17 protein-coding genes are annotated in these 22,273 nt (G+C 52.2%); 7 read left to right on the top strand and 10 right to left on the bottom strand.

From position 1 onward, the window contains the following. The first annotated feature begins 395 nt into the window (after positions 1 to 395). A complete protein-coding gene (locus tag ABDW13_RS00600; RefSeq protein WP_343550429.1) occupies positions 396 to 4,466 on the top strand; it encodes a hypothetical protein in 4,071 nt (1,356 codons plus the stop codon). A 12-nt stretch (positions 4,467 to 4,478) separates the two neighbouring features. Then, complete coding sequence (locus tag ABDW13_RS00595; RefSeq protein ID WP_343550428.1) at positions 4,479 to 6,089, top strand: LA2681 family HEPN domain-containing protein; 1,611 nt, start codon at positions 4,479 to 4,481, stop codon at positions 6,087 to 6,089. A gap of 113 nt (positions 6,090 to 6,202) precedes the next feature. On the opposite strand, the gene ABDW13_RS00590 is transcribed toward ABDW13_RS00595, so the two are convergent. The 10 genes from ABDW13_RS00590 to ABDW13_RS00545 form a co-directional block, all read right to left on the bottom strand. Then, positions 6,203 to 6,439 (bottom strand): hypothetical protein, encoded by a 237-nt coding sequence (locus ABDW13_RS00590; protein WP_343550427.1) that lies wholly within the window; start codon positions 6,437 to 6,439, stop codon positions 6,203 to 6,205. Positions 6,440 to 7,020: 581 nt separating this feature from the next. Next, positions 7,021 to 7,551 carry a GNAT family N-acetyltransferase gene (locus tag ABDW13_RS00585; protein ID WP_343550426.1) on the bottom strand — a complete coding sequence of 177 codons (531 nt, stop codon included), beginning with the start codon at positions 7,549 to 7,551 and terminating at the stop codon, positions 7,021 to 7,023. A gap of 207 nt (positions 7,552 to 7,758) precedes the next feature. Beyond that, a complete protein-coding gene (locus ABDW13_RS00580; RefSeq protein WP_343550425.1) occupies positions 7,759 to 8,607 on the bottom strand; it encodes a VOC family protein in 849 nt (282 codons plus the stop codon). Positions 8,608 to 8,630: 23 nt separating this feature from the next. Further along, the gene (locus ABDW13_RS00575; protein ID WP_343550424.1) at positions 8,631 to 9,782 is read right to left on the bottom strand and encodes an amidohydrolase; all 1,152 of its coding nucleotides are present in this window, start codon (positions 9,780 to 9,782) and stop codon (positions 8,631 to 8,633) included. Between the two features lie 2 nt (positions 9,783 to 9,784). Continuing rightward, entirely contained in the window at positions 9,785 to 10,879 is a 1,095-nt protein-coding gene (locus ABDW13_RS00570; RefSeq protein WP_343550423.1) for an alkylhydroperoxidase domain protein, read from the bottom strand. A 12-nt stretch (positions 10,880 to 10,891) separates the two neighbouring features. After that, positions 10,892 to 11,824: a putative FMN-dependent luciferase-like monooxygenase gene (locus ABDW13_RS00565; protein WP_343550422.1), complete on the bottom strand. Its 933-nt coding sequence runs from the start codon at positions 11,822 to 11,824 to the stop codon at positions 10,892 to 10,894. Beyond that, on the bottom strand, positions 11,821 to 13,431 hold the full coding sequence (locus ABDW13_RS00560; protein ID WP_343550421.1) for an ABC transporter ATP-binding protein: 1,611 nt from the start codon (positions 13,429 to 13,431) through the stop codon (positions 11,821 to 11,823). Before ABDW13_RS00560 ends, ABDW13_RS00565 begins: the two co-directional genes overlap by 4 nt. Next, positions 13,428 to 14,276, bottom strand: a complete 849-nt coding sequence (locus ABDW13_RS00555; protein WP_343550420.1) for an ABC transporter permease — start codon at positions 14,274 to 14,276, stop codon at positions 13,428 to 13,430. Before ABDW13_RS00555 ends, ABDW13_RS00560 begins: the two co-directional genes overlap by 4 nt. After that, a complete protein-coding gene (locus tag ABDW13_RS00550) occupies positions 14,273 to 15,217 on the bottom strand; it encodes an ABC transporter permease (protein WP_343550649.1) in 945 nt (314 codons plus the stop codon). Before ABDW13_RS00550 ends, ABDW13_RS00555 begins: the two co-directional genes overlap by 4 nt. 12 nt (positions 15,218 to 15,229) lie before the next feature. Then, positions 15,230 to 16,852: a TIGR04028 family ABC transporter substrate-binding protein gene (locus ABDW13_RS00545; protein ID WP_343550419.1), complete on the bottom strand. Its 1,623-nt coding sequence runs from the start codon at positions 16,850 to 16,852 to the stop codon at positions 15,230 to 15,232. Positions 16,853 to 17,237: 385 nt separating this feature from the next. On the opposite strand from ABDW13_RS00545, the gene ABDW13_RS00540 reads away from it, so the two are divergent. The 5 genes from ABDW13_RS00540 (at position 17,238) to ABDW13_RS00520 (ending at position 22,265) form a co-directional block, all read left to right on the top strand. Further along, complete coding sequence (locus ABDW13_RS00540; RefSeq protein WP_343550418.1) at positions 17,238 to 18,233, top strand: MsnO8 family LLM class oxidoreductase; 996 nt, start codon at positions 17,238 to 17,240, stop codon at positions 18,231 to 18,233. A gap of 13 nt (positions 18,234 to 18,246) precedes the next feature. Next, positions 18,247 to 19,404, top strand: coding sequence for an amidohydrolase (locus tag ABDW13_RS00535; protein ID WP_343550417.1), 1,158 nt, complete (start codon positions 18,247 to 18,249; stop codon positions 19,402 to 19,404). 75 nt (positions 19,405 to 19,479) lie between these two features. Further along, on the top strand, positions 19,480 to 20,793 hold the full coding sequence (locus ABDW13_RS00530; RefSeq protein WP_343550416.1) for an LLM class flavin-dependent oxidoreductase: 1,314 nt from the start codon (positions 19,480 to 19,482) through the stop codon (positions 20,791 to 20,793). Between the two features lie 17 nt (positions 20,794 to 20,810). Further along, positions 20,811 to 21,743: an ABC transporter substrate-binding protein gene (locus ABDW13_RS00525; RefSeq protein ID WP_343550415.1), complete on the top strand. Its 933-nt coding sequence runs from the start codon at positions 20,811 to 20,813 to the stop codon at positions 21,741 to 21,743. Between the two features lie 9 nt (positions 21,744 to 21,752). Beyond that, positions 21,753 to 22,265, top strand: a complete 513-nt coding sequence (locus tag ABDW13_RS00520) for a GNAT family N-acetyltransferase (protein WP_343550414.1) — start codon at positions 21,753 to 21,755, stop codon at positions 22,263 to 22,265. The last annotated feature ends 8 nt before the right edge of the window (positions 22,266 to 22,273 follow it).

Below are 22,273 nucleotides of genomic sequence, written 5' to 3'. Positions count from 1 at the left end.
AACTTTCTATAGCCAGATGGCTCCCTTCGGCTCCCCGGCGTACCGGGCCTGACGGTTTGGGACTGATGGCAAGCAAGTAGTGACTACGGGTAGAAAACTGGGGATGGCGATTGCATCTCGTCTGGGCAATATGTCCGTTAAGAGCGACATGCAGCCCATGCAACGGGGCCAGCGTCATCCCGGATTCCATCAATGTTTGAATGGTATCAGCACTCGACGTCCTAGCTACCAGTTCTGCTCACTATGAGCCTGTCATGTAATCTAAAACGTAACATCATAGCAACCATGGTGGGTTAGATGGTTTACTGTATCGGCTGAAAGTCTATGGTAAATTTGGAGTAAAACCTGCCATACAGATTTGGTAGAACAAAAATAGATACTCAGGAACCTATAGAATGCTAAACAGGCAAGTCAGGCAAATCTATCCTCAACAGGATAAAGGTACCCAAACAGTGGTATTTAGTGATTATTCTGACTTTCCAAACATTGTTCTGCTTGGTGATCCCGGTGCTGGAAAAACGCACCTCTTCAAACAGTTTGCGGCATCTCAAGAGGCAAAATATCTGACAGTACGTCACTTCTTGAGTGGCGTACCTATTGATAACCAGAAAACGTTATTCATCGATGCATTAGATGAGAAGAGGAGTGCCAGTAACAGTAGTGACGTTGTAGATGACATCGTCCGTAGGCTTTTTTCCCAAACGCCACAAAATGTCAGAATTTCTTGTCGCTCTCAGGATTGGTTAGGCGAATCAGACTTGTCAGCATTTTTACCCTATTTTGAGCAGACGGGAGGCTATGTTGTTTTACATTTGCAGTCGCTCTCAAAAGAAGAGCAGACTGCGATTCTACAAGCTAATGGTGTAGAACACCCCGAAGCGTTTCTGGTTGAAGCAGAAAAACATGCCGCCAGCGAATTTCTTTACAACCCACAAAATCTGATAATGCTGGCTGAAGCCGTTAAAGAAGGAAACTGGCCCCGTACAAGGTCTGAACTTTTCCACTCTGCGACACAGTTCCTTTTAACTGAACATAGCCAAGAGCATACGCGGCTAACTTCAGGAATTTATACCTGTGAGGAGCTAGAGTATCCTGCTGGATCAATTTGCGCGTTGCGCATATTGAGTGATGTTTCCGGGGTTTCTCTGCTTCCGAACGATATTCGACAAGAATACCCCAGTTACAGAACCATCACGTTCTTCTCACATGAAATAATTAGAGCGGCGTTATCGAGGCGGGTTTTTTCTGCCGGAGATGAGCTTGAGACTGTTGAGTACAGTCACAGGACAATTGCTGAGTATTTAGCGGCAAAATGGTTAGCCGGGATCGTTGACAAAGGGCTACCCATGGGACGTTTGAGAAGTATGCTGGGATTTGAGGGGTATCCGTCTTCAGAATTGAGAGGTTTACACGCATGGCTAGCGGTTTTTTTACCGCAATACGCCCAGGTATTTATTGAAGCCGATCCTTACGGCGTTCTGATCTATGGCGATGCAGCTTCATTACCGATAGCACAAAAACAAAATCTACTGGTGGCGCTATCAAAGCTTTCAGAACGTGATCCCTGGTTTAGAAATCACGGTCTCAATTCATATCTGAATGGCTTCGCGACAGTAGAAATGGAAACTCTGTTGCGACAGATAGTCCGCGATCCTCATTCGTCTTTTTCTCTGCGCATGATCGTTTTGGAATCCTTATCGTTAACTACACCGATAGTCACACTGAGCGATGACTTAATTAATATTGCCAAATCGGAGGATTCCTCGTATGCGGAAAAAGAGGAAGCAATAACGGCATTAATCCATTTTGGAGTGTCTGGCCAGGAATTTTCGGTACGTTTCTTTGCGGAATTAAAAGACAAAAATCATGACAGCATCCGGTTGCGCAACCATATTATTCAGTTGATCTATCAAGATTACTTTGTACCGCAGGATATAGCACAACTGCTGGTTGACACATTAAATATAACCAATGAGCGATTACCGATAGGTGCATTATGGCAGCTGAAAAATATTGTACCGGCAGCTGATCTGCTCGCTATCTTTGAGCATCTCGATCGGTACCACACCGCTCATAGTAAAGACTGGTATTCTTCAGCTAAAAATCATTATGAGATTATGCATTTTCTGGAAGCTGGATTATTGCAGATACTCAGCGAGAAGAATGGTTACAGCGCATCTCAGATATGGTTGTGCCTAAAAACGTTCTATAGCTACTCCCATAGTCACTACTATCGCGGTTATGACGATGTACAGAAATCTATCGTTCAGGAGATAAAAAATCGTAGCTGGCAATATGAAGATATTATAGACGCCGCCATTCTTTCATTTACACGCTATGATACTCTTTATTTGTTCTTACATGATTTTGCTGGAAGCACCTTCTATCTTATTCCTGATGAGATTTTGCTGGCACGATTTATCCACTATTTATCCCATGCCGAAGCTAATTCAGATAAAACTGAATGTATTTATCGAATGACATTTGCGGTCCTTTACAGATGTACCAAGCCATCCCAAGAGACGTTTGAATTTCTTTCCGCGTACTGTCATTTAAATGTAAAGTTGACTACTGTGTTTAAGACTTCCATTGTCTGCGAGATTGACGATTGGCGAGTGAAACATAATCTTAGCCAAATAGAGTCTGAGAAAGAACGAAATGCGGCTCGTTATGAAGATAGGCAGAGTTTTGAGTTATGTCGGCAGGAAATTGTATCGGGCCAACATTTGAATTGGCTCAAACATATTTCCTATATTTACTATTCGAAATACAGCGATGTTGATGACAAATTGACGCCAGTGCAGCGCTGTGCAGACATATTAGGTGCCGAAAACGTCACTGATGCGATATCCGGTCTTTTAGCGATTTTAAATCGTTCAGATCTGCCCACAATTGACCAGTTGAATTGTGCTTTGCTGAAGGGGGAGTATTACGGATGGTGGTATGCGGTACTTGCAGGAAGCGATGAATTATTTAAAAAACATCCTGATGTTATACAATGGAACGAAGATCTATTAACCACGCTATTGGCTCTGGATGTGGTATTAGCACTTTTCACCAAAGACAATAATGTTGTAAGTGATTATTCATTACCGTGGAAAAAGGATGTGATACTTAACAAAACAGCATTTTTCATCAAAACCTATTACCACATTATCAATTTCTGCATTAATAATCAGTTGCAAGATATCCGTGCACTTAACTATCTGTTAAATGATACCTGCATTCCAATCGACTATGCCGTTCCTTTAATCATGACACTAGCTAAAGAGCACCCTGATGATGTTGTCCATTTACAAAACCTGGTGGGGTGGTTGTTAGCGAATCCTGAGAGTCATGCAGAGTTGTTGCAGTTATCTGAGTTGATGATAGCGCAACCCTCAAAACTTAAAAAGCCAAGTTATCAAATTTGGCTGGTATGTACTTATTTACTCGCTCCAGACCAGCGTCAGGATCTATTTTTATCTGAATCAAAATCCGCGCCGGAAATGATAGCGCTTATTCGTCAACTATCAGGTAAGGCGAAAAGAGGTCGTGGGAGTAGTGAGCAGCGTTTATCACTAACACAATTGGAAGCGATCATCACTGTCTCTGCTACTCATTTTCCTAATGCAGATCGCGTTGCAAGTAACGACTCTAACTCAGCAAACAATTGGGAGTATGCTGATTTTATCAAAAGATTGATTGATGACGTTTCTTCTTTTTCCTCACATGATGCCGGTGAAATATTTGACCGTTTATTATTACTGCCAGAATGTACAAGTTACCGGGATTATCTCTTGCACGCCCAAAGTAACCAGAAGGTGCGGTATCGGGAATCACAGTTTCAACACACTAACTGGAAGCAAGCGTTGAATACGCTGAAAAATCAGACCCCAGCTAATGTAATGGATCTCTATGCATTATTGTTAGATCATTTGCAGGATATCGCTAACCGAATTACTTATGAAAATACCGATGTTTATAAACAGTTCTGGAATGAGAATGGCAATGGTCAAATTTTAGTGCCTAAGCCTGAAGAGAGCTGTCGGAATTTTTTTCTGGAGCTGCTTAGAGCACGACTCCATCCGTTACAAATAATTTGTGAGCCAGAAGGCCACATGGTTTCGGGTAAAAGGGCTGATATCATCATTTCACTTCCAGGAATAAAGATCCCCATTGAGATAAAACGTGATTATCACCGGGACGTTTGGAGCTCGCTTAACGAGCAACTGGACCAACTTTATACTACCAATCCCGATGCCGCAGGCTACGGTATCTATCTAGTCTTCTGGTTTGGTGCTTCTCGACCAAACGCTATCCCTCGCCCGGCAAAAGATACGCCACCCCCAGTAAACGCCGCGATAATGGAGGACATTCTTAATAAATCTGTGCCAATGGTTAAGCGAGGCCGCCTGTCCGCGATAGTAATTGACGTATCAGGTGAGGCTAATTCGACTGTTGAAACGCAAAAATCATCTAAGTAAGGAAAGTGAATCATGATTACAAAAGAACTTATAGATGAAAGTCTCAATATTCACCGACTGGTTGATTGTGGTGATTTTGATCTGGCATATCAGCAATCCGTTGTATTTCTGGAAAAACTGGAAAAGATAAAGCTCAAAGGTGATAATTATTTTATAGTGTTGGGGAATGTGGCTGGTGGTCTTGTTGATATAGGGCAAATGAGCAAGCATACAAATGCAGCAGAGCTTGGTTTTAAGCTGATGGATAATAATAAGGAAGCATTAGCGCATGTACAAGGAGAGAGCCATTTTTATTATAATTATGGTAATGCCTTGTCTAATAAGATAAGTGTCGATAATCCTCACGACCACACATTTCAGTCAATAGAAGAACTTGTTTCGTTAAAAAACATCTACTGGCGAGCCTTTAGATTCTCTTCACAAGAGAGCGAAGAGTTTCAGGCGGAACTATCCGTTAATCTGGCCAATTCGCTAAGAAGCCAATTTAGGCTGAGTGAGGCACTGAGATATTATGATCTCACTAATCGCAAGGGATTAGATATACCACAGTCTTGGGTCAATCGTTCTGCCGCGCTCATTGAGCTAAACCTTATTTCATCTTCATACTCCATTAAGCAATTGAAGGAGATACGAAAAGGTTATATTAATGCATCTGTTTCCAAAAAAATCCCTCCACAATGGGAATCATTCTATCTTGGACGTATAGCACAAATAAACGATAAAATTGAAAAATGCATATCAGCAGACGGCGAAACGGACGAGCATGATGACATGCTCACGCAACAGGAGTTTGACGCATTAAGTGCATACAGGAAATTCTGCCTAATAAATCACCTGACGCTGTCCGAGCACGGTGTTTATTGCCCCTGTGTGGAGAGTGCCACCGATAATCTTGTCATCTCTTCTTCTGGTGTAACCGGTGATTTTATTATTCCAATGGAGATGGCGTTAAACCGCTTTAAATCGGAGTTTTCACTTGCCCGCCATCTCTATTTTGAATACCTTTACCCTCAGGATACGGATGAAATTAAAGAAGAATGCCATTTTCTAGAGTTACATAATGACGAGATCTTAGGCATTGATATTGAGAAAATCAGAACAGCATTTCGCCTCTGCTTTGGTATTCTCGATAAGATTGCGGTATGTATCTGTGAACTTTACAAAGTTTATCCACCTGCCCAGAAGGGTGGGTTACAGAAAAATATCTATTTTCAAAGCTTCTGGCAGTTAGACGTTGATAACAGAAGACAACGGTTTGAAGGTATAAAGTCACCTGGACTTTTAGCATTGTACAGCATTGCTACTGACCTGAATAAAAATAAAGGTGGCGAATTGGCTTTTTATAAAGAGTGGCGCAATGGTCTAGAACATAAATTTTTGGTGGTACACAAAAGTGATAAAGCAGAAGATCTTTACCAGTCTTATAAATTGATTAAAGATATTCTTTTTATCAAAGAGAATGAGTTTATTCACCATTTCGGTCAGTTGATTCAGATTACCCGTTCAGCAATATTTTCATTTGCTTTTATGGTTAGACATGAAGGTAAGAAACAACAAAAAGAGAATATTCCTTATATTACCAATGAACTGCATATGAAAAAGTATTCGTCAGAACCTAAGTAAAAGGCAGCAAGCGAAGCGCTATGTAAACACCCCTGCAAAACTACCCATCCACTATTAGATAGTCTTTGGCACCCCAGCTTCCGCTTTTGGCACTCAGCAGACTTTCAGGCCCATCACGATTCCAGCTTTGTAGGCGGAAGCCGTTTTTTCGCTTCGTGAATGAGTTTTTCAATCTCTTCTAGAGGGATGCCTCCTTCATAGCAAGAAAAAGAGAACTCGTGAGTTACATCGGAATAGAAGACTTCAGCAATTTGCTTGAGCGGGGCTGTTCCAGCCTCAGACAATTCAAGGAACATACCATCACGAATGACATCGCTTCCACGGGACAGGTGGTATTTAATCTTAGCCATAAAGTTAATTTCCCATTTTTCAAGTTATGACGACTGTAGTCGCACGCTGAAAAACCTAAATATCTTCCAGAAGGTGGCTTTAATAGGTTCGCATACATCGAAAAGCTGAAGCCGGAAGTTACCTGCTGATGTGAGCTATTATGATATAAAAATGATATATCAACCCGTAGTCAATTGCTCCTACACATATCGAGACCATAGTAACCATGTCCCTATACATAATCCGACCAACACTATAAGTGAGAGCATGATTAGCACAGTAATATAATAGCGTTCTCCACGATGAAATGATCGCTTTTTATGATTGATGCTTGCCGTGACTACTCCGGTTCTAATTGCCTTTGTTACAACACTTATTACCCAGAAACAGCCACAAAACAAACCCAAAAGTGACCAGTCAAAAACACCATTACTCAATCTTATTCTCCAAAAAAATGCTGCTTCTTAGTTCTTTGACCTACGGTCTACAATTTAACACATCATGCTTTTAATGATGCTCACTCTGTTACTCAGCAGTTTCCCCTTGCTAAGCGAATATAGCCAATCCAAAGCGAACAAAATTCCACTCTCATGTCGAAACATTATTCCCCACGCACTAAGCCAAATAACCAATCATTCCGCCATGCATTTCTTAGCCAATAACTTTCTCGCAGTTCGCCTTCTAATACGAAACCGACTTTTTCTAATAGTCGGCGCGATGGCATATTGCCAGCGGTGACGGTTGCGCTTAAGCGTCGAATGCCGCCATCGTTAAATGCATAGTCACAAATAGGCTGCAGCGATTCATAGGCATAGCCTTTGCCTTGCGCTTCTGGTGCGAACAGGAACCCGACTTCAGCGCTATCTCTGTCGCGGTGAATATAGCCGCTGACGCCGATGCGATTGCCGGTGTGTTTTTCGCGCACCACCAAACATAGCCAATGCGCGCTGAGTGGCGACCAGATTGGCAGTCTGGAATTGAAGTCAGCGCGAATCTGCTCTGGGGATTTTTCATCGGCAACGTAGTGCATTACTGCGGGTGTTAATTGTAGCTGACGATAAAAGTCCCAGTCGGCTTCTTTTATTTGCGAGCAGATGAGTCGGGAGGTTTCGATAATGAGGGGTGTCACCAATATTCACCTTCGCTGGCGCATTGAGCTGATGGCATTATTTTAACCAGGTCACCATAAATGGCGAACCTACAAAGTTCAGCGAAAACAAAGCGGCGCAATTCATTGCGTTGTGTTGATTTTAAAATCCACCGAACGCGATAAATCGCGCCGCTACGGAATATGCGGTAGTTGGGGAACACTGCTTAACTGAACGGTATTTCGGGCTACTTACCGCTGAAACCGCAACGCCACGCCAAACGCCTGTTCGGCTGCAACGATGATCGCCGCTTCTTCCTCATGAAACGCCACATCGCCCAGCAACAAACTGGCTTTCACTTTGCTTAATTCGCGAGTGCGTAAGCTCAACCCGGCCATACGCGCGCTGCCATCGTAATCGATCGGTAACCCCGCGAAGCGTTGCGTGACGTAATTCTCGGCGGCGAAGCGCACGGTGGCGACGCCAGCTTTCATTACAAACGCGCCTTCCTGGCAGGCGGTGAGTTTGTCCGCGCCAAACAAGCGGCTGTAGGGCTGCGCGGCGGCGGCGGGATCTTGCGCCACCACCACAAATTCCACGATATCTGTTACGCCATTGGGATGGTCGCGCCATGCGTTTTGCCACACTGCATCCGGCGTGTCGTGCTGGCAGAAGAAGCTGCGGCCATTTGCCACCAACTCCGGGCGCAAGCGTACGGTGCGGAAGCGCGCCTGTTGTTCACTGCCGTCGGGCAAGGTCACCGGGCGGAAAAAACTGGCGGGCAGATCGCCATCAATATCCTGGCTTTCCAGATAGCGCCACACCGCATCGGCATCCTCGGTTTTCCACACCAAACCACTGAGACCAATCGGTGCTTGCCACAAATCCTTACGCAGATTGCCGCGGCCGGCTTCAAAACCCAGCAACTCCAGATAGTTATCGCCAAATATCGCCAGATGATTGCTCGAACCGAGCGAATGATGTCCACGCTCGGTGAGTTGGAAACCCAGCCGACGAAACAGCGCGGCTGCGTCGTCTAAATGATCGGCTACGTTAATCACCACATGGTCGAGACGCGGAACCGGTACAGAAATCGCCATCGGTCTTCTCCTTGTTCGTAAGGTCACGATGCCAGCGCCTGTTGTTGGCGCAGCGTCGATAATGCGCGTTGTGCCAGTACGGTGAAGTAGTGCACCGCCGGTTCCAGCATCGCTTCATCAGGATCAAATCCGCCGTGATGCAGGCCAAATTCGCTGGCGCTGCCAATGCTGACGAACGCGCCGGGCAGGTGCTGCAAATAGAAAGCAAAATCTTCACCGCCCATTTGCGGCGTGCCGACTTGGGTTCGATATCCTTGCTCGGCCGCCAGTTCCAGCGCGAAATCGGCCCATTCAGGCGTATTCACCAGCGACAGCGGACCTTCCTGCCAGACCAGCTCGGCCTGCGCGCCGAAGCCCGCCGCGATGCCGTTGATCAAGGCTGTAATCTTATCGGGGATCCGAGAACGAATCTCAGCGCTATGGGTGCGCACCGTACCTTCCAGCTCCACCGTTTGCGGCAGCACGTTCCAGCTGTTGCCCGCGGTGAAGCGCGTCACGCTCAGCACCACCGATTCCAGTGAGCTGAACACCCGGCTCGGCAAGGTTTGCAGCGCGGTGACGATGTGGCTGGCAATCACGATGCTATCAATGCCTTCGTGCGGACGCGCCGCGTGTGCGCCTTTACCGCTGATATTGATTTGGAAGCGATCAACGTTGGCGTAATAAGCGCCGCCACGGGTGCGCAGCGTGCCAACTGGCAGATCGGGCGCGTTGTGTAAGCCAAAAATTGCCTGTACATCCTGCAACGCGCCAGCCGCCAGCAGCTGTTTGGCACCGGTGAAAATCTCTTCGGCAGGCTGAAACAGAATACGCACGCGGCCGGGAAGTTGGGATTCAATGCGTTTCAATTGCTGCGCCACGCCAAGCATGACGCTGCTGTGCAGATCGTGACCACAAGCGTGCATCACGCCCGGCTGCTGTGATCGCCACGGCTGATCGGTATGTTCATCAATTGGTAAGGCATCGATATCTGCACGCAAGGCGATCAGCGGTTCGCCGTGGCCAATTTCAATGACAACACCGGTTTTCAAGGCCAAAGGTAACGGCTGGATGTTCATCTGCTCCAGCCAGTGCCGAATACGTTCGGTGGTGGCAAACTCTTGATCGGACAATTCGGGATGCTGATGCAGCTCGCGGCGCCAGCGCAGCAGTTGTTGCGGAAGAAAATCAGACATGGTCATCCTTGATGTTCAGGTAAGAAAGGTTCGCCCAGCGTCAGCATCAGGCGATTGGCCCAGGCAAAGAAGGCGGCGGATTGAATCAAATCCAGCAGTTCCAGCGTGCTGAATCCCTGATCGTGTAACACCTGTAATTGATTCAGGCTGGTGGCGGTTGGCGTGATCGACAAGGCAGCAACCAGATCGATCTGCGCCGCCCAGCGCGCTGATTGCCCGTGCGACAGCTCAGCGCCAGGCGCAACGTTCAGCAGCTTTTGCACGGCGGCTTCATCTTTCGATAGCTGGCTGGCTTTGCGCGCATGCACCGAAGCGCAATAAATGCAGCCGTTCACTTTGCTCACCACCGTGGCGGCCAACTCGCGTTCCGCGCGGGACAATCCGCCAGGCGTGTAGAAAATGCCTTTGTCGGTGAGCGTGCGCTGTTCCAGCAACGGCTGATTGCGTCCCAACAGGCGGAAATAATCGGAATCGGCGTGACCGAACTTCTTCAGCGTGGCTTGCTCCTCGGCGCTGAATTCATTGAACGGTTTGGCGGCCAGCCACGGTTCCCAACCTAATTCTTGCTGGGTAAACGCCGTCAGCGCGGTTTTGCCGCTCAACGTGCGCGGCGCGTCGTGCCATTTACCGGCCACTGCATGCGGCTGGGTTGGGGTTTCTTCGCCGTTCAGCAGACGTAATCCCGCCAGCAAACGGCTTTGGAAGCTGACAAAAGCCACTAACTGCGCCAGCGTGACGATGCCGCGCGGCGACCAACCGGCACTTTGCAGGTTGTCGATATGCTGCGGCGTGGCATCGACCGGATGCAGACTCAGCAATTCGGCAAACGCGCGGCCACTTTCCAGCCGCGCACTGTGCACGGCGTTTTGCGGCTGGTAATGCGCCTGTAAGCGGGTTGCGCCATGCCACGCCGCGACTTGTGCGGCGATAGTAAAGCGTTCAGCCAACGGGAAATCTTCATCATCCTGGCTGAACAACACATCGTAGCTGCCTTGCGCATGTTGGGTGGCGGCAGGGCGTTCGGCGCGCGCGCGCGCCAGCTCAGATGCCGGATCGATATCCGCTAGTGCGGTCAATAAATCGGTGTTTTGTGACATAACATTCTCCAGTTAAGCGGGGCCAAGCGCACGCAGCGCGGGCGCGATGTATTCGGCAATCAGTTCGATGGAACGCAAAATGTCCGCGTGCGGTGGATCGATGGAGTGCACCTGGAAACTGATGTCGGTCGCGCGTTGCAGCGTGCTATCGGCCAGCAGCGAGGCCAGCACGGTTTTCGCATCGCCATAATGCGCATCGGCGATCACGTTGGGTTTAGCCAGACGGCGCGCGTAATCGGTGGAATCGGCGACGAACGTGGTGCGCGACGCCAAAATGCGCGGCGTAACGCCCGCAGGCAGCGCCGCCAGATAGGCATCGATCATCGGATTCTGGATTTGATCAAGGGCTAAATCGGGCTGATCAGCCGGACGCGGTTGGGTGCGCGACAGCATCAATCCGTGTCCTGCTTGTCCTGCAAGCGCTGCGCCGTCCACCGAGAAGGTGGCGATCCACACGCGTTGCGCCAGCGTTGGCGCCGCCGGATAAAGGCGATTGTCCGGATGCGCCAGCGTATCGCCGCGCCATGCGCTGAGCAGTTGATGTAGATGATCGGTGAACACACTGGCACGTTGCTCGATGGTTAAGCCAAATGGCAGGAATGACGTCGGCGTACCGCCCGATCCCAAACCCACTTCGAGGCGACCGTTGCTCAGCAAATCCAGCACTGCTGCGTCTTCCGCCACGCGCAGTGCATTTTCCATCGCTAAGGTGATGATGGCGGTGCCGAGGCGAATGGTGCGCGTATGCGCCGCCACATGGGCGAGGAACAGCAGCGGCGACGGCAAGCCGCCTTCATGTTCGTGAAAGTGGTGCTGGGCAATCCACGCACTATCAAAACCATTACGTTCAGCGTGCTGAATCTGTTCGGTTGCCAGCCGATAGCGCTGCTGCGCGGTGGTGTCATCCAGCAAGCGGGTGAAAAATCCAATGCGTTTACGCGTCATGCAGACTCCTTAATCAGCGGACGGAAAGCGGGAATGGCGTCAATTAGCGATCGGGTGTAAGGATGCTGCGGCGCGTTGAATAGCGTGACGGTGTCACCTTGTTCCACCACTTCACCGGCGCGCAGCACGGTGACGCTGTGCGCAATGCGACGGACAGTGGCGAGGTCGTGGGTGATAAACAGATAAGTCAGGCCGAGTTCGCGTTGTAGCTGCTGCAAAAGTTGCAGGATCTGCGCTTGCACCGTGACGTCCAGCGCCGAGGTGGCTTCATCCAGCACCAGGATCGCCGGTTGCAGAATCAAAGCGCGCGCAATCGCCACCCGCTGACGCTGACCGCCGGATAACTCGCGCGGTTTACGTGACAAGAAATCCAGCGGCAATGCTACGCGCTGTGCGACCTGTTCGACGCGCTGACGACGTTGATCCCGGCTGAGTTTTTCAAAATTGCGCAGCGGTTCTTCAATGATGCTAAACAGCGTCTGGCGCGGATCGAGTGAAGCAAACGGATTTTGATAGACGAACTGAATCTTGCGTCGCAACTGGCGCAGCGCTTCGCCGCGCAACGCGCTGGCATCAATGCCATCAATCACCACGCGTCCGCTGTCGGCTGGTTCAAATCCCAACAGAATGCGCGCCAGCGTCGTTTTGCCGGAACCGGATTCGCCAACTAAGGCGTGCGTGGTGCCGCGCGCGACTGTGACGCAAACGTCTTTCGCCACCTGTAATTGCTGCTGACGATTGAGCGCAAACTGCTTGTTGATGGCGGAAAGTTGAATCGCCGGAGCGGAGAACGCGGCGTGCGCGGGCACGGTTAACGCGTCATCGCCGGGATCGGCATCCTGCAACAGTTGGCGCGTATAGGGCTGTTTTGGCGCGGCAATGACTTGCGCCGCTGGGCCTTGCTCCTGCACTTCACCATGACGGAATACCAACAGCCGATCGGCGCGTTCTGCCGCCAACGCCAAATCGTGGGTGACGAACAGCACCGCCGTGCCGGATTCGCGGCGCAGCACATCCAGCAGATCGAGAATGCGTTTTTGTACCGTGACATCCAGCGCGCTGGTGGGTTCATCGGCGATGATGATCTGCGGGCGCAAGGCGAGGGCGATGGCGATCAACACGCGCTGTTTCATGCCGCCGGAAAGCTGATGCGGATACTGATTCAATCGCTGCTCTGGATGGCTCAAACCGACTTTTTGCAGCAACTCCAGCACGCGCTGTTGGCGTTCCGCCGGGTTGATTTTCAGGTGCAGTTGCAGCATCTCACCGACCTGATCGCCGATGGTTTTCACCGGATTGAGCGAATTGCCGGGATCTTGTGGCACCAAACTGATACTGACGCCGCGCAAGCTATCCAGCCGCTTTGCTGACCAACCGGCAATATCGGTGCCGTTGAGCACAATCTTGCCACGGTCGCGGCGACCATTTTCCGCCAGCAAACCAATAATCGCCTGTGCGGTGGTGGTTTTACCGGAACCGGATTCACCGACCAGCGCCACCATTTCACCCGGCTGCAACGCGAAGCTGACGTTGTGCACCACTTCGCGCCATGTACCTTGCTGGCGGTAACTCAACGTGAGATTTTCAATCGCTAATAGTGCGCTCATGCGTCACCTCCGGCCAATTGACGACTAATGCGATTGGCGGCCAATACCACCGCCACCACCACGATGCCGGGGAAGGTGGTGAGCCACCACGCGGTTGCCAAATAATTGCGTCCTTCAGCGATCAGCAAACCCCATTCCGGTGTCGGCGGCGGCGTGCCGTAACCGAGAAAACTCAGGGTTGAAAGCGCCAGAATTGCCTGACCAAACTGCAACGCGGCAAAGGCGATCACCGCCGTCAACGAGTTGGGCAAGATGTGGCGCCACAACACGCGCCAGAAGCTGCCGCCGCTGCCATAAGCCGCTTCGACAAATTCGCTGCGGCGCACGCGCACCACTTCACCGCGCGCCAGACGGGCGAAGCTGGCAATCGAGGCGATACCGACGGCCAACGCGGCATGCACGGTGCCGAAACCGAGCAAAATCAAAATGCTCAGCGACAGCAATAACGAAGGAATCGATAACAGCACATCGACCAAGCGCATCAGCGCGTTTTCCGTGCGTCCGCCGAATGCGCCTGCCAGCACGCCGAGCGTGGTGCCGCCAATCAAGCCCATCGCCACCGCGGCGACCGCGGCTGACAGCGATTGCGCTGCGCCATACACAATGCGTGTGTAGAGATCGCGGCCCAGTTGATCGGTTCCGAGCCAGTAAGCGGCTTGCGGCGCTAACCGTTGTGCGCCAGGCACACCTTCGGTTGGGCTGAAATGGGTAAACAAACCAGGCGCGAACGCCGCCAGCAGCGCCAGCAACATCACCGCCCACGCCAGCCATAATCCGGGCTGGATGTTTAGAACCCGCGCTGTGCGGATACTTTTCCGCGCCGTTGAGTAATCGACCAGGCTCATCGTGCACCTCCGGCAATGGATTGCAGACGGGGATCAAACAGCGGCATCAGTGCATCGACCAACAGGTTAATCAGCACAAACGCCAGCGCCGAAATCATCACCACCGCTTGCAGCACCGCGACATCCTGATTATTCACCGCCTGCTGGGTGAGCTGACCGATGCCGCTCAGGCCAAACACGGTTTCGGTAATCAGCGCACCGGCGATCAGTTCTCCGAGCAGCAAACCGGCGACGTTAAGCACCGGCAGCAGCGCGTTGCGCATCACGTGATGCCACAATACATGACTTTCGCTGGCACCTTTGGCGCGCGCGACGGCGACAAACGGCTGGGTGGAGACCTGATCAATGCTGCGCAACAGAATCTGTGCCAGTGGCGCGGAGATCGGAATCGCCACGGTGATCACCGGCAGGATCAAACCTTGCAGCGCCGACGGATTGATCACCGGAATCCAGCGCAACTGGAATGAGAACAGTTGAATCAGCGCGATGCCGAGCCAAAAGGTGGGCAATGAGATAAACAGCGCGGGTACCGCTTGCAGCAGCGCACGCAAGAAACGCAGCGAGGGCAAACGCGATAGCGCCGCCAGCGTAAAGGCAATCAACGTTGCCAGCGCAAAACCCAGCAATGCCAGTTGCAGCGTGGCGGGCAAGTTGCTGATCAACTGTTCGCTGACCGGCACGCCCGCCTGCACCGAATATCCAAAATCGCCGCGCAACATCGCCCACAGCGTATGCAGATACTGCTGCCACAGTGGATTATCCGCGCCGTACGCCAGACGCATTTCGGCGATTTGATCCGGGCTGAGTCCGAGGTCGGGATTCTGAAACTTAATCAGCACCGCATCGCCGGGTAACACTTGCAGCAGAAAGAACGACAGGGTGAACGCGGCCCACAGTACCAACACGCTTTGACCCACTTTTCGCAGCAGTGAACGTTGCATCATTAACCTGCCTTAGTGTTTTTCCAGCCACGCGCCGTAAAACGACGGACGGCCAACCGCTTCAAAACTTACGCCTTTCAGCCACGGCGCACCGGCGAACACCTGCGGTTCTTCGAAGATCGGAATTACGTACGCTTGATCGAGCAGATAACGCTGTGCATCGCCGGTCACCGCTAAGCGCTTGGTCGGATCGACTTCAGAGGAGATGCTTAGCAGCAGCGCGTTGAGCTTGTCATCGCGGAAGTTTTGCACTTTGTCGCTAGAGCCACCTTTTTGCAGCAGCGCATCGCGATTGGTCGGGTAGAACTGGCTTTTCACTACATCCGGATCGGCGCGACCGACTTCAGAAACGGTAAGCGGAGTTTTCTGCGGATCGAGGTTATCCAGCACGCGGCTGCCGGCATCACCGGCTTTTACCGCCAGCGCCACGCCGATTTGCCGCCACTGCTGCGCCACCAGTTGCAGCACTTCTTTGTTCTGCGGCTGCGGCAATGATTCATACACCGCTAACGCCAACTTCTTGCCCTCTTTCTCGCGAATACCGTCGCTGCCCGGCTTCCAACCCGCTTCATCCAGCAGCTTTTTCGACAGCGCCGGATCGTATTTCAGCTTGTCAGCCAGATTGACGTAGCCCGCCGCCGACGTAGCGATCACCGAGGTGGCTTGCGGATAGTTGGGAGAGAACAGGGTTTGCACCACTTGCTGCGCGTTAGTGGCGTGCAGCAGCGCCTGGCGCACTTTCACATCGCTAACCAGCGGGTTATCCGGGCGGAAGCTGATACTGTCGTTCACGCCGCGCGTCGGTGCTGCGTAGATCGGGAAGTTTTGCTGCTGCGCCTGCTTTTCGTCATAGGCTTGTACCTGACGGATAAAGTCGGCCTGGCCCGCCAGCAACGCGCCGATGCGCACGCTGTCTTCCGGCGTAACGATAAATTTGATGCCATCGAGATTGGCTGGCCCTTGCTGGGCGAGGTTTTTCGGTCCCCATTGATAATCTTTACGTGCGGTTAAATCGACTTCGCGCCCGAGCTTTTCATCGCTGACCACAAACGGGCCGGAACCGATGATATGGCGCGCATCGCCCAATTGATCGAAGCTACGCTGCAAGGTGCTGAGCGAAACCAATCCCGATCCAATGGTCGCGGTGCCCTGTAAAAATCCCGGCGACGGTTTTTTGAAATAGAATTTCACCGTCAACGGATCAATAACCTCACTGTGATCATAATTATTAATCACTTCAGAAACCGGCAGACGTTGGGCTTTATTTCCCAGACCGTAAGTATCAAAGTTTTTCGCCACCGCATTGGCATCTAATGGCGTGCCATCGGAGAAAGTGACGCCGGAACGCAGTTTAAAGGTATATTCGGTTTTATCGGCGTTACTGCTCCAGCTTTCGGCAATCCACGGTTCGACTTTTAAGGTTTCGGGATTCTGCCAGGTTAATTTGTCGGTGATTTGATTCAGAATTCCGCCATTCGGATAAAAGCCGCCTGCGGGTGGATAAAGGTTGGTGTGCGCCTGCTGTTCAAGATAAACCAGCGTGCCGCCTTTAACCGGCGCATCGGCGGCGTGTGCACTAAAAATCCCTGAGAGCAGCGCTAAACTCAGCGCCTGCAAATGAAAATGCTTGGTCATGGTGTTTCCCTTTTTTATCAATGTTGGTACGGCTTCATTCATCATTGAATGTCGCTCTTGTGAGTTGAACCAATGAATTGCACTAAGCTTTGCCAGAAAAGATAAATAGGGTTTCGGTCACCATTAATGGCGTAATGCTGTTTAATTAACTAATGCTTTCAATCATCGCACAATCCCGTAGCGGCGCGATTTATCGCGTTCTGTTGTTTTACAAAGGTCAAAACAACGCGATAAATCGCGCCGCTACAAATATGTGCGATTTTTATTGGTTTAAATAAACGGCTTTTCTATTTTTCATATTCACTATCTCGGAATTGTTGTTTTACGAAATAGCGTTTGTCACACCACACTACTCGCCATATTCACTTTGAAAAGGATAAGGCGCATGTCATACCGACTGAGTTTGCTGGATAAATCGCCGATTGCGGACGGTGAAAGCGCCAGCTACGCGCTGCATCGCACCTTACATCTGGCGCAGCAGGCCGAAGCCTGGGGCTATCATCGCTTCTGGTTAGCGGAACACCACAACAGCGATCGCCTGGCCAGTCCGTCGCCAGAATTGCTGATTGCGTGGATCATCGGCCAGACCAAACACATTCGCGTCGGCTCTGGCGGCGTGATGCTGCAACACTACAGCCCGTACAAAGTGGCGGAAAACTTCAACCTGCTGGCGTCGCTGGCACCGGGACGCATTGATATCGGCATTGGTAAAGCGCCCGGCGGATTGCCGCTTTCGACGCGCGCGCTGCAACTCGGTGTGCATCTCAATGAAAAGGGCAGTTTCCCGCAACAACTGACCTTACTGGATAGCTGGCTAAACGTGCCGCCGGTTGGCGATGAAGAGATCCTGCGCGCGACGCCGCAGCCGCCACGTCCTGCCAATCGTTTTCTGCTGGGGGCAAGCGAAGAGAGCGCCAAACTGGCGGCGGAGTTGGGCTGGCAACTGGTGTTTGCCGCGCACCATAACGGCGATCCGCTGTTGATGGAAAAAGTGCTCAACAGCTATCGCCAATACAGCAACGGTCAACGTGCGCTGGTGGCGGTGCAGGCGGTGGTGGCGGATTCGCCGGCGGAAGCCGATCTGCTGGTCGAGAGCTTGCGCGTCTATCACGTCAATGTGAAAGATGGCCCGAGCGTCAATGTCGGCAGCGTGGAACAGGCCGAACGCTATGTGCATCAGGGCGGCTACAGCGATTACGTGATTGAGCCGCGTACGCCGTCACTACTGAAAGGCACCGCCGCACAAGTGCATGCCAAGCTGGACGCGCTGCACCAGAACTTCGGTATTGAAGAGTTCGTGATTGATACGCCGGTGGCAGAAGAGCAGGCGCGGGTGAAATCCCTCGAACTGTTAGCCACTCACCGTTTAGTGACGGCGTGAGGCGGAGATCGCGATGACGCAATTTAGCGAACAGCAACTGATTGATTGGCGACGCGAGTTGCACAGCTGGCCGGAGTTATCCGGACGTGAAGTGGCAACCACCGCGCGTTTGCGCGCTTGGTTGCAGGAGGCTGGTTTGCGCTTGCTGGATTATCCGCTGGAAACCGGCGTGGTGGTGGAGGTCGGCAGCGGCGAAACGCTGATTGCATTGCGTGCCGATATTGATGCGCTGCCGATTCATGAAGCCACCGGACTCGCTTACCGCTCACGTAATGCCGGTGTAATGCACGCGTGCGGACACGATGTACACAGCGCGGTGATGCTCGGTGCGGCGCTGCAACTGAAAGCCATCGAATCGCAATTACCCGGCCGCATTCGCATTCTGTTCCAGCCAGCGGAAGAGAACGCCACTGGCGCGCGCCAGTTGATCAACGCGGGCGTTATCGACGATGTGCAGGCGATTTTCGGTATGCACAACGAGCCGGGATTGCCGACCGGCACCTTCGCCACGCGCGGCGGGGCGTTCTACGCCAATGCCGATAAATTCATCGTGCGCGTTTCCGGCAAAGGTGCGCACGCCGCGCATCCGGAAGAAGGAGTGGACAGCATTGTGGTGGCCAGCCAGATTATCCAGGCGCTGCAATCGCTGACCAGCCGCAGTTTTAATACGTTGGATAGTTTGGTGTTGAGCGTGACGCGTATCGATGCCGGTAAAACCTGGAATGTGTTGCCGGGGGAAGCTGAATTTGGCGGTACGGTGCGCACCCACGACAAACACGTGCGCGCGGAACTGGAACAACGTGCGCGCACGCTGGTGGCAAATATCGCCAGCGCCAGCGGTGCCAGCGCCACATTTAGCTGGCATCCCGGCCCGCCGGTGCTGGAGAACGATACGCGCTGGGCACAATTCGCCAGCCACATCGCCCAGCAAAACGGTTATCAGGTGCAAACCGCTGAACTGCATCTTGGCGGCGAGGATTTCGCCTACTACTTACAACAGATCCCCGGCGCGTTCGTCAGCATTGGTAGCGCCAGTGAATTTGGTCTGCACCACGGCGGCTTCAATCCCGATGAAGCGCTAATTGCGCCCGCTGCACATTACTTCAGCCAATTGGCTCAACAAGCGTTGCAGCACCTCAACGCGCGATGTCGCGACGCCATCCTGAACTAACCCCATTAAATTCATCGATCTGCACGGCAACATGATGTTGCCGTCAGGCCGCGCTTTGCCACAAGAGAGACGATTATGACTGCAAGACAAATGCGATTAGGCACCATTTTGCATGGCGCATCCGGCAATATGTCGGCGTGGCGACATCCCGCGGCTCAGGCCAATGCCAGCATCAGTTTTGATTACGCCAAACACATCGCGCGCAAGGCGGAAGCGGGCAAACTCGATTTCCTGTTCGTCGCCGATGGTCTGTTTATCAACGAAAAATCGATCCCGCATTTTCTCAATCGCTTTGAGCCGTTGACGCTATTGTCGGCGCTGGCGGGCGTGACCGAGCACCTCGGCTTGGTCGGCACGGTTTCAACCTCGTACAGCGAACCGTTCACCGTGGCGCGCCAGTTCGCCAGCCTCGATCATCTTAGCGGCGGTCGCGCCGGTTGGAATGTGGTGACCTCGCCGCTGGAAGGTTCGGCGAAGAACTTCTCGCGCGCCCAGCATCCCGAACACGCGCTGCGCTATCGCATCGCTGATGAATATCTGCAAGTGGTGAAAGGATTGTGGGATTCATGGGAAGGTGATGCTTTTGTGCGTAATAAAGAAAGCGGTCAATTTTTTGATGCCAGTAAGCTGCATACGCTGGATCACCACGGCGATTTCTTCCAGGTGCAAGGGCCGCTGAATATTGAGCGCACGCCGCAAGGGCGTCCGGTGGTGTTCCAGGCGGGCGCATCGGAAGATGGCCGCAAGCTGGCAGCCAAACATGCCGATGCCATTTTCACCCATCAACCGACGCGTGAAGAAGCGCAGGCGTTTTATCAAGACGTGAAAAAACAGTTGGTGGCAAACGGGCGCCAGCCGGGCGATTTGCACATTTTCCAGGGCGTGGGCGTGATTGTCGGCGATGATGCTGAGGATGTGGAGCAGCAGTACCAAACCACCGCCGCGCTGGTATCGATCAAAGACGCACTCAACTATCTTGGCCGCTTCTTCGATCATCACGACTTCTCACAATATCCACTCGATGAACCTTTCCCGCAGCTCGGCGACATTGGTCAAAACAGCTTCCGCAGCACCACCGACGAAATCAAACGCAAGGCACGGGAACACGGCCACACGCTGCGCCAGGCCGCGCTGGAAGCTGCTACACCGCGTCCGCTGTTCCATGGCACGCCAGAACAGGTCGCCGATGGTTTGCAACTGTGGTTCGAAAGCGAAGCCACCGATGGCTTCATCATTCAGGGCGGCACGCCGGACACCTTCGAACGCTTTGTCGATCGTGTGATCCCGATTCTGCAAGCGCGTGGCTTAACCCGCCGCGAGTATCCCGGCACCACGCTGCGCGCCAGCTTGGGTTTGCCAGAGCCCGTTAACCAATTCACACAACAATAAAATTCGAGAACAACGCTATGCAGAAAAAATCCCTTATCGCGCTGATGTTGCTGGGCCTGAGCAGTACAGTGTTGGCTGAAGATGTGGCGGTTAACGGTCAGCAAATCAGTATCGAAGCCAATAAAACGCCGATCAACACGGCAAAAAACGCTGCCGCCGTGGCACAAATCCCCGCCGGGCATCGCTTCGCCGTGCCGGGTTCGTTTACCGTGGCGGTTGCCGCTTTGAACTCGCCGCCGCTCACCGTCTTCAGCGATGACAACAAAACCCTGCTCGGCAGCGAAGTGGATATCGCCCGGCTGGTGGCCGATAGCCTTGGGCTGAAACTCAACGTGGTGCCTACCTCGTGGGAAGATTGGCCACTCGGCGTGGCATCGGGCAAATACGATGCGGCGATCACCAACGTCACCGTCACCAAAGAGCGCAAAGAGCGCTTCGATTTCGCCACCTACCGCAAAGATTCACTCGGCTTTTACGTCAAAGCCAGCAGCCCGATTAAGTCGCTAACCAAGGCTGAAGATATTGCTGGATTGCGCATCATCGTCGGTTCCGGCACCAATCAGGAGGCGATTTTACTGGCGTGGGATAAGGAGAATCAGGCCAAAGGACTCAAGCCCTTTACCCCGGTTTATACCAAAGATGATGCCGCACAAACGCTGGCGTTGCAGTCGGGCCGGGCCGATGCCTATTTCGGTCCGAACGTGATTGGCGCGTGGAAAGCGGCGCTGACCAAACAAACCAAACTGGTTGGCAGCGTCGATGGCGGCTGGCCGAAAGCGGCACATATCGCGGTGACGGTGAAGAAAGATAACGGATTAGTGCAGCCGATTAATACCGCGCTGAACGGCGTAATCAAAAACGGCGACTACGACAAAGTGCTGAATCGCTGGGGCGAAGGCGTGGAACGTCTCAACAGTTCAGAAATCAATCCTGCCGGATTGGGCGATTAAGGAGGCCGCATGAGCCAGCAATTTTTCCGTGAAGTGTCGCCAGAAGCGCCTGAACTCCAGCCAATCTTAACCGGCTTATTTGGCGAATACGCCGCGCGTTATGGTGAATTTTTTAGCCGTAAAAAAGAGGTGGAGCTGACCGAATGGTATTTGCCGCCGCGCGGGCTGTTTATTGTGCTGGAGCGCGACGGCGAAATCATCGCCATGGGCGCGTATAAGCCGTATGACGCGGTTACCGCCGAGTTTAAGCGCATCTGGACGCGCAGCGATTTGCGTCGTCAGGGTTTGGCGTTGCTGATTCTGCAAGAGCTGGAGCGGCGCGCGTTGCGTGCAGGTTATCAGCGCGTGTTTCTCACCACCGGATTCCGCCAGCCAGAAGCGGTGAAGCTGTATATCGGACACGGTTATCAGCCACAGTTTCAGCTGCTTGAGGATATGGAAGTCTACGGCCAGCCGCCGCACGATGGTCGTTTGCGTTTCCTTAAAGTGATTGATGTGCACAGCACCGCGCAGGCCAGCTAAGGAGCAAT

This window comes from Pantoea sp. (genome assembly GCF_039594315.1).
Taxonomy (GTDB): domain Bacteria; phylum Pseudomonadota; class Gammaproteobacteria; order Enterobacterales; family Enterobacteriaceae; genus Pantoea.
Note: the sequence above shows the minus strand (reverse complement) of the source record. Positions and strands in the feature narration are given on the sequence as shown.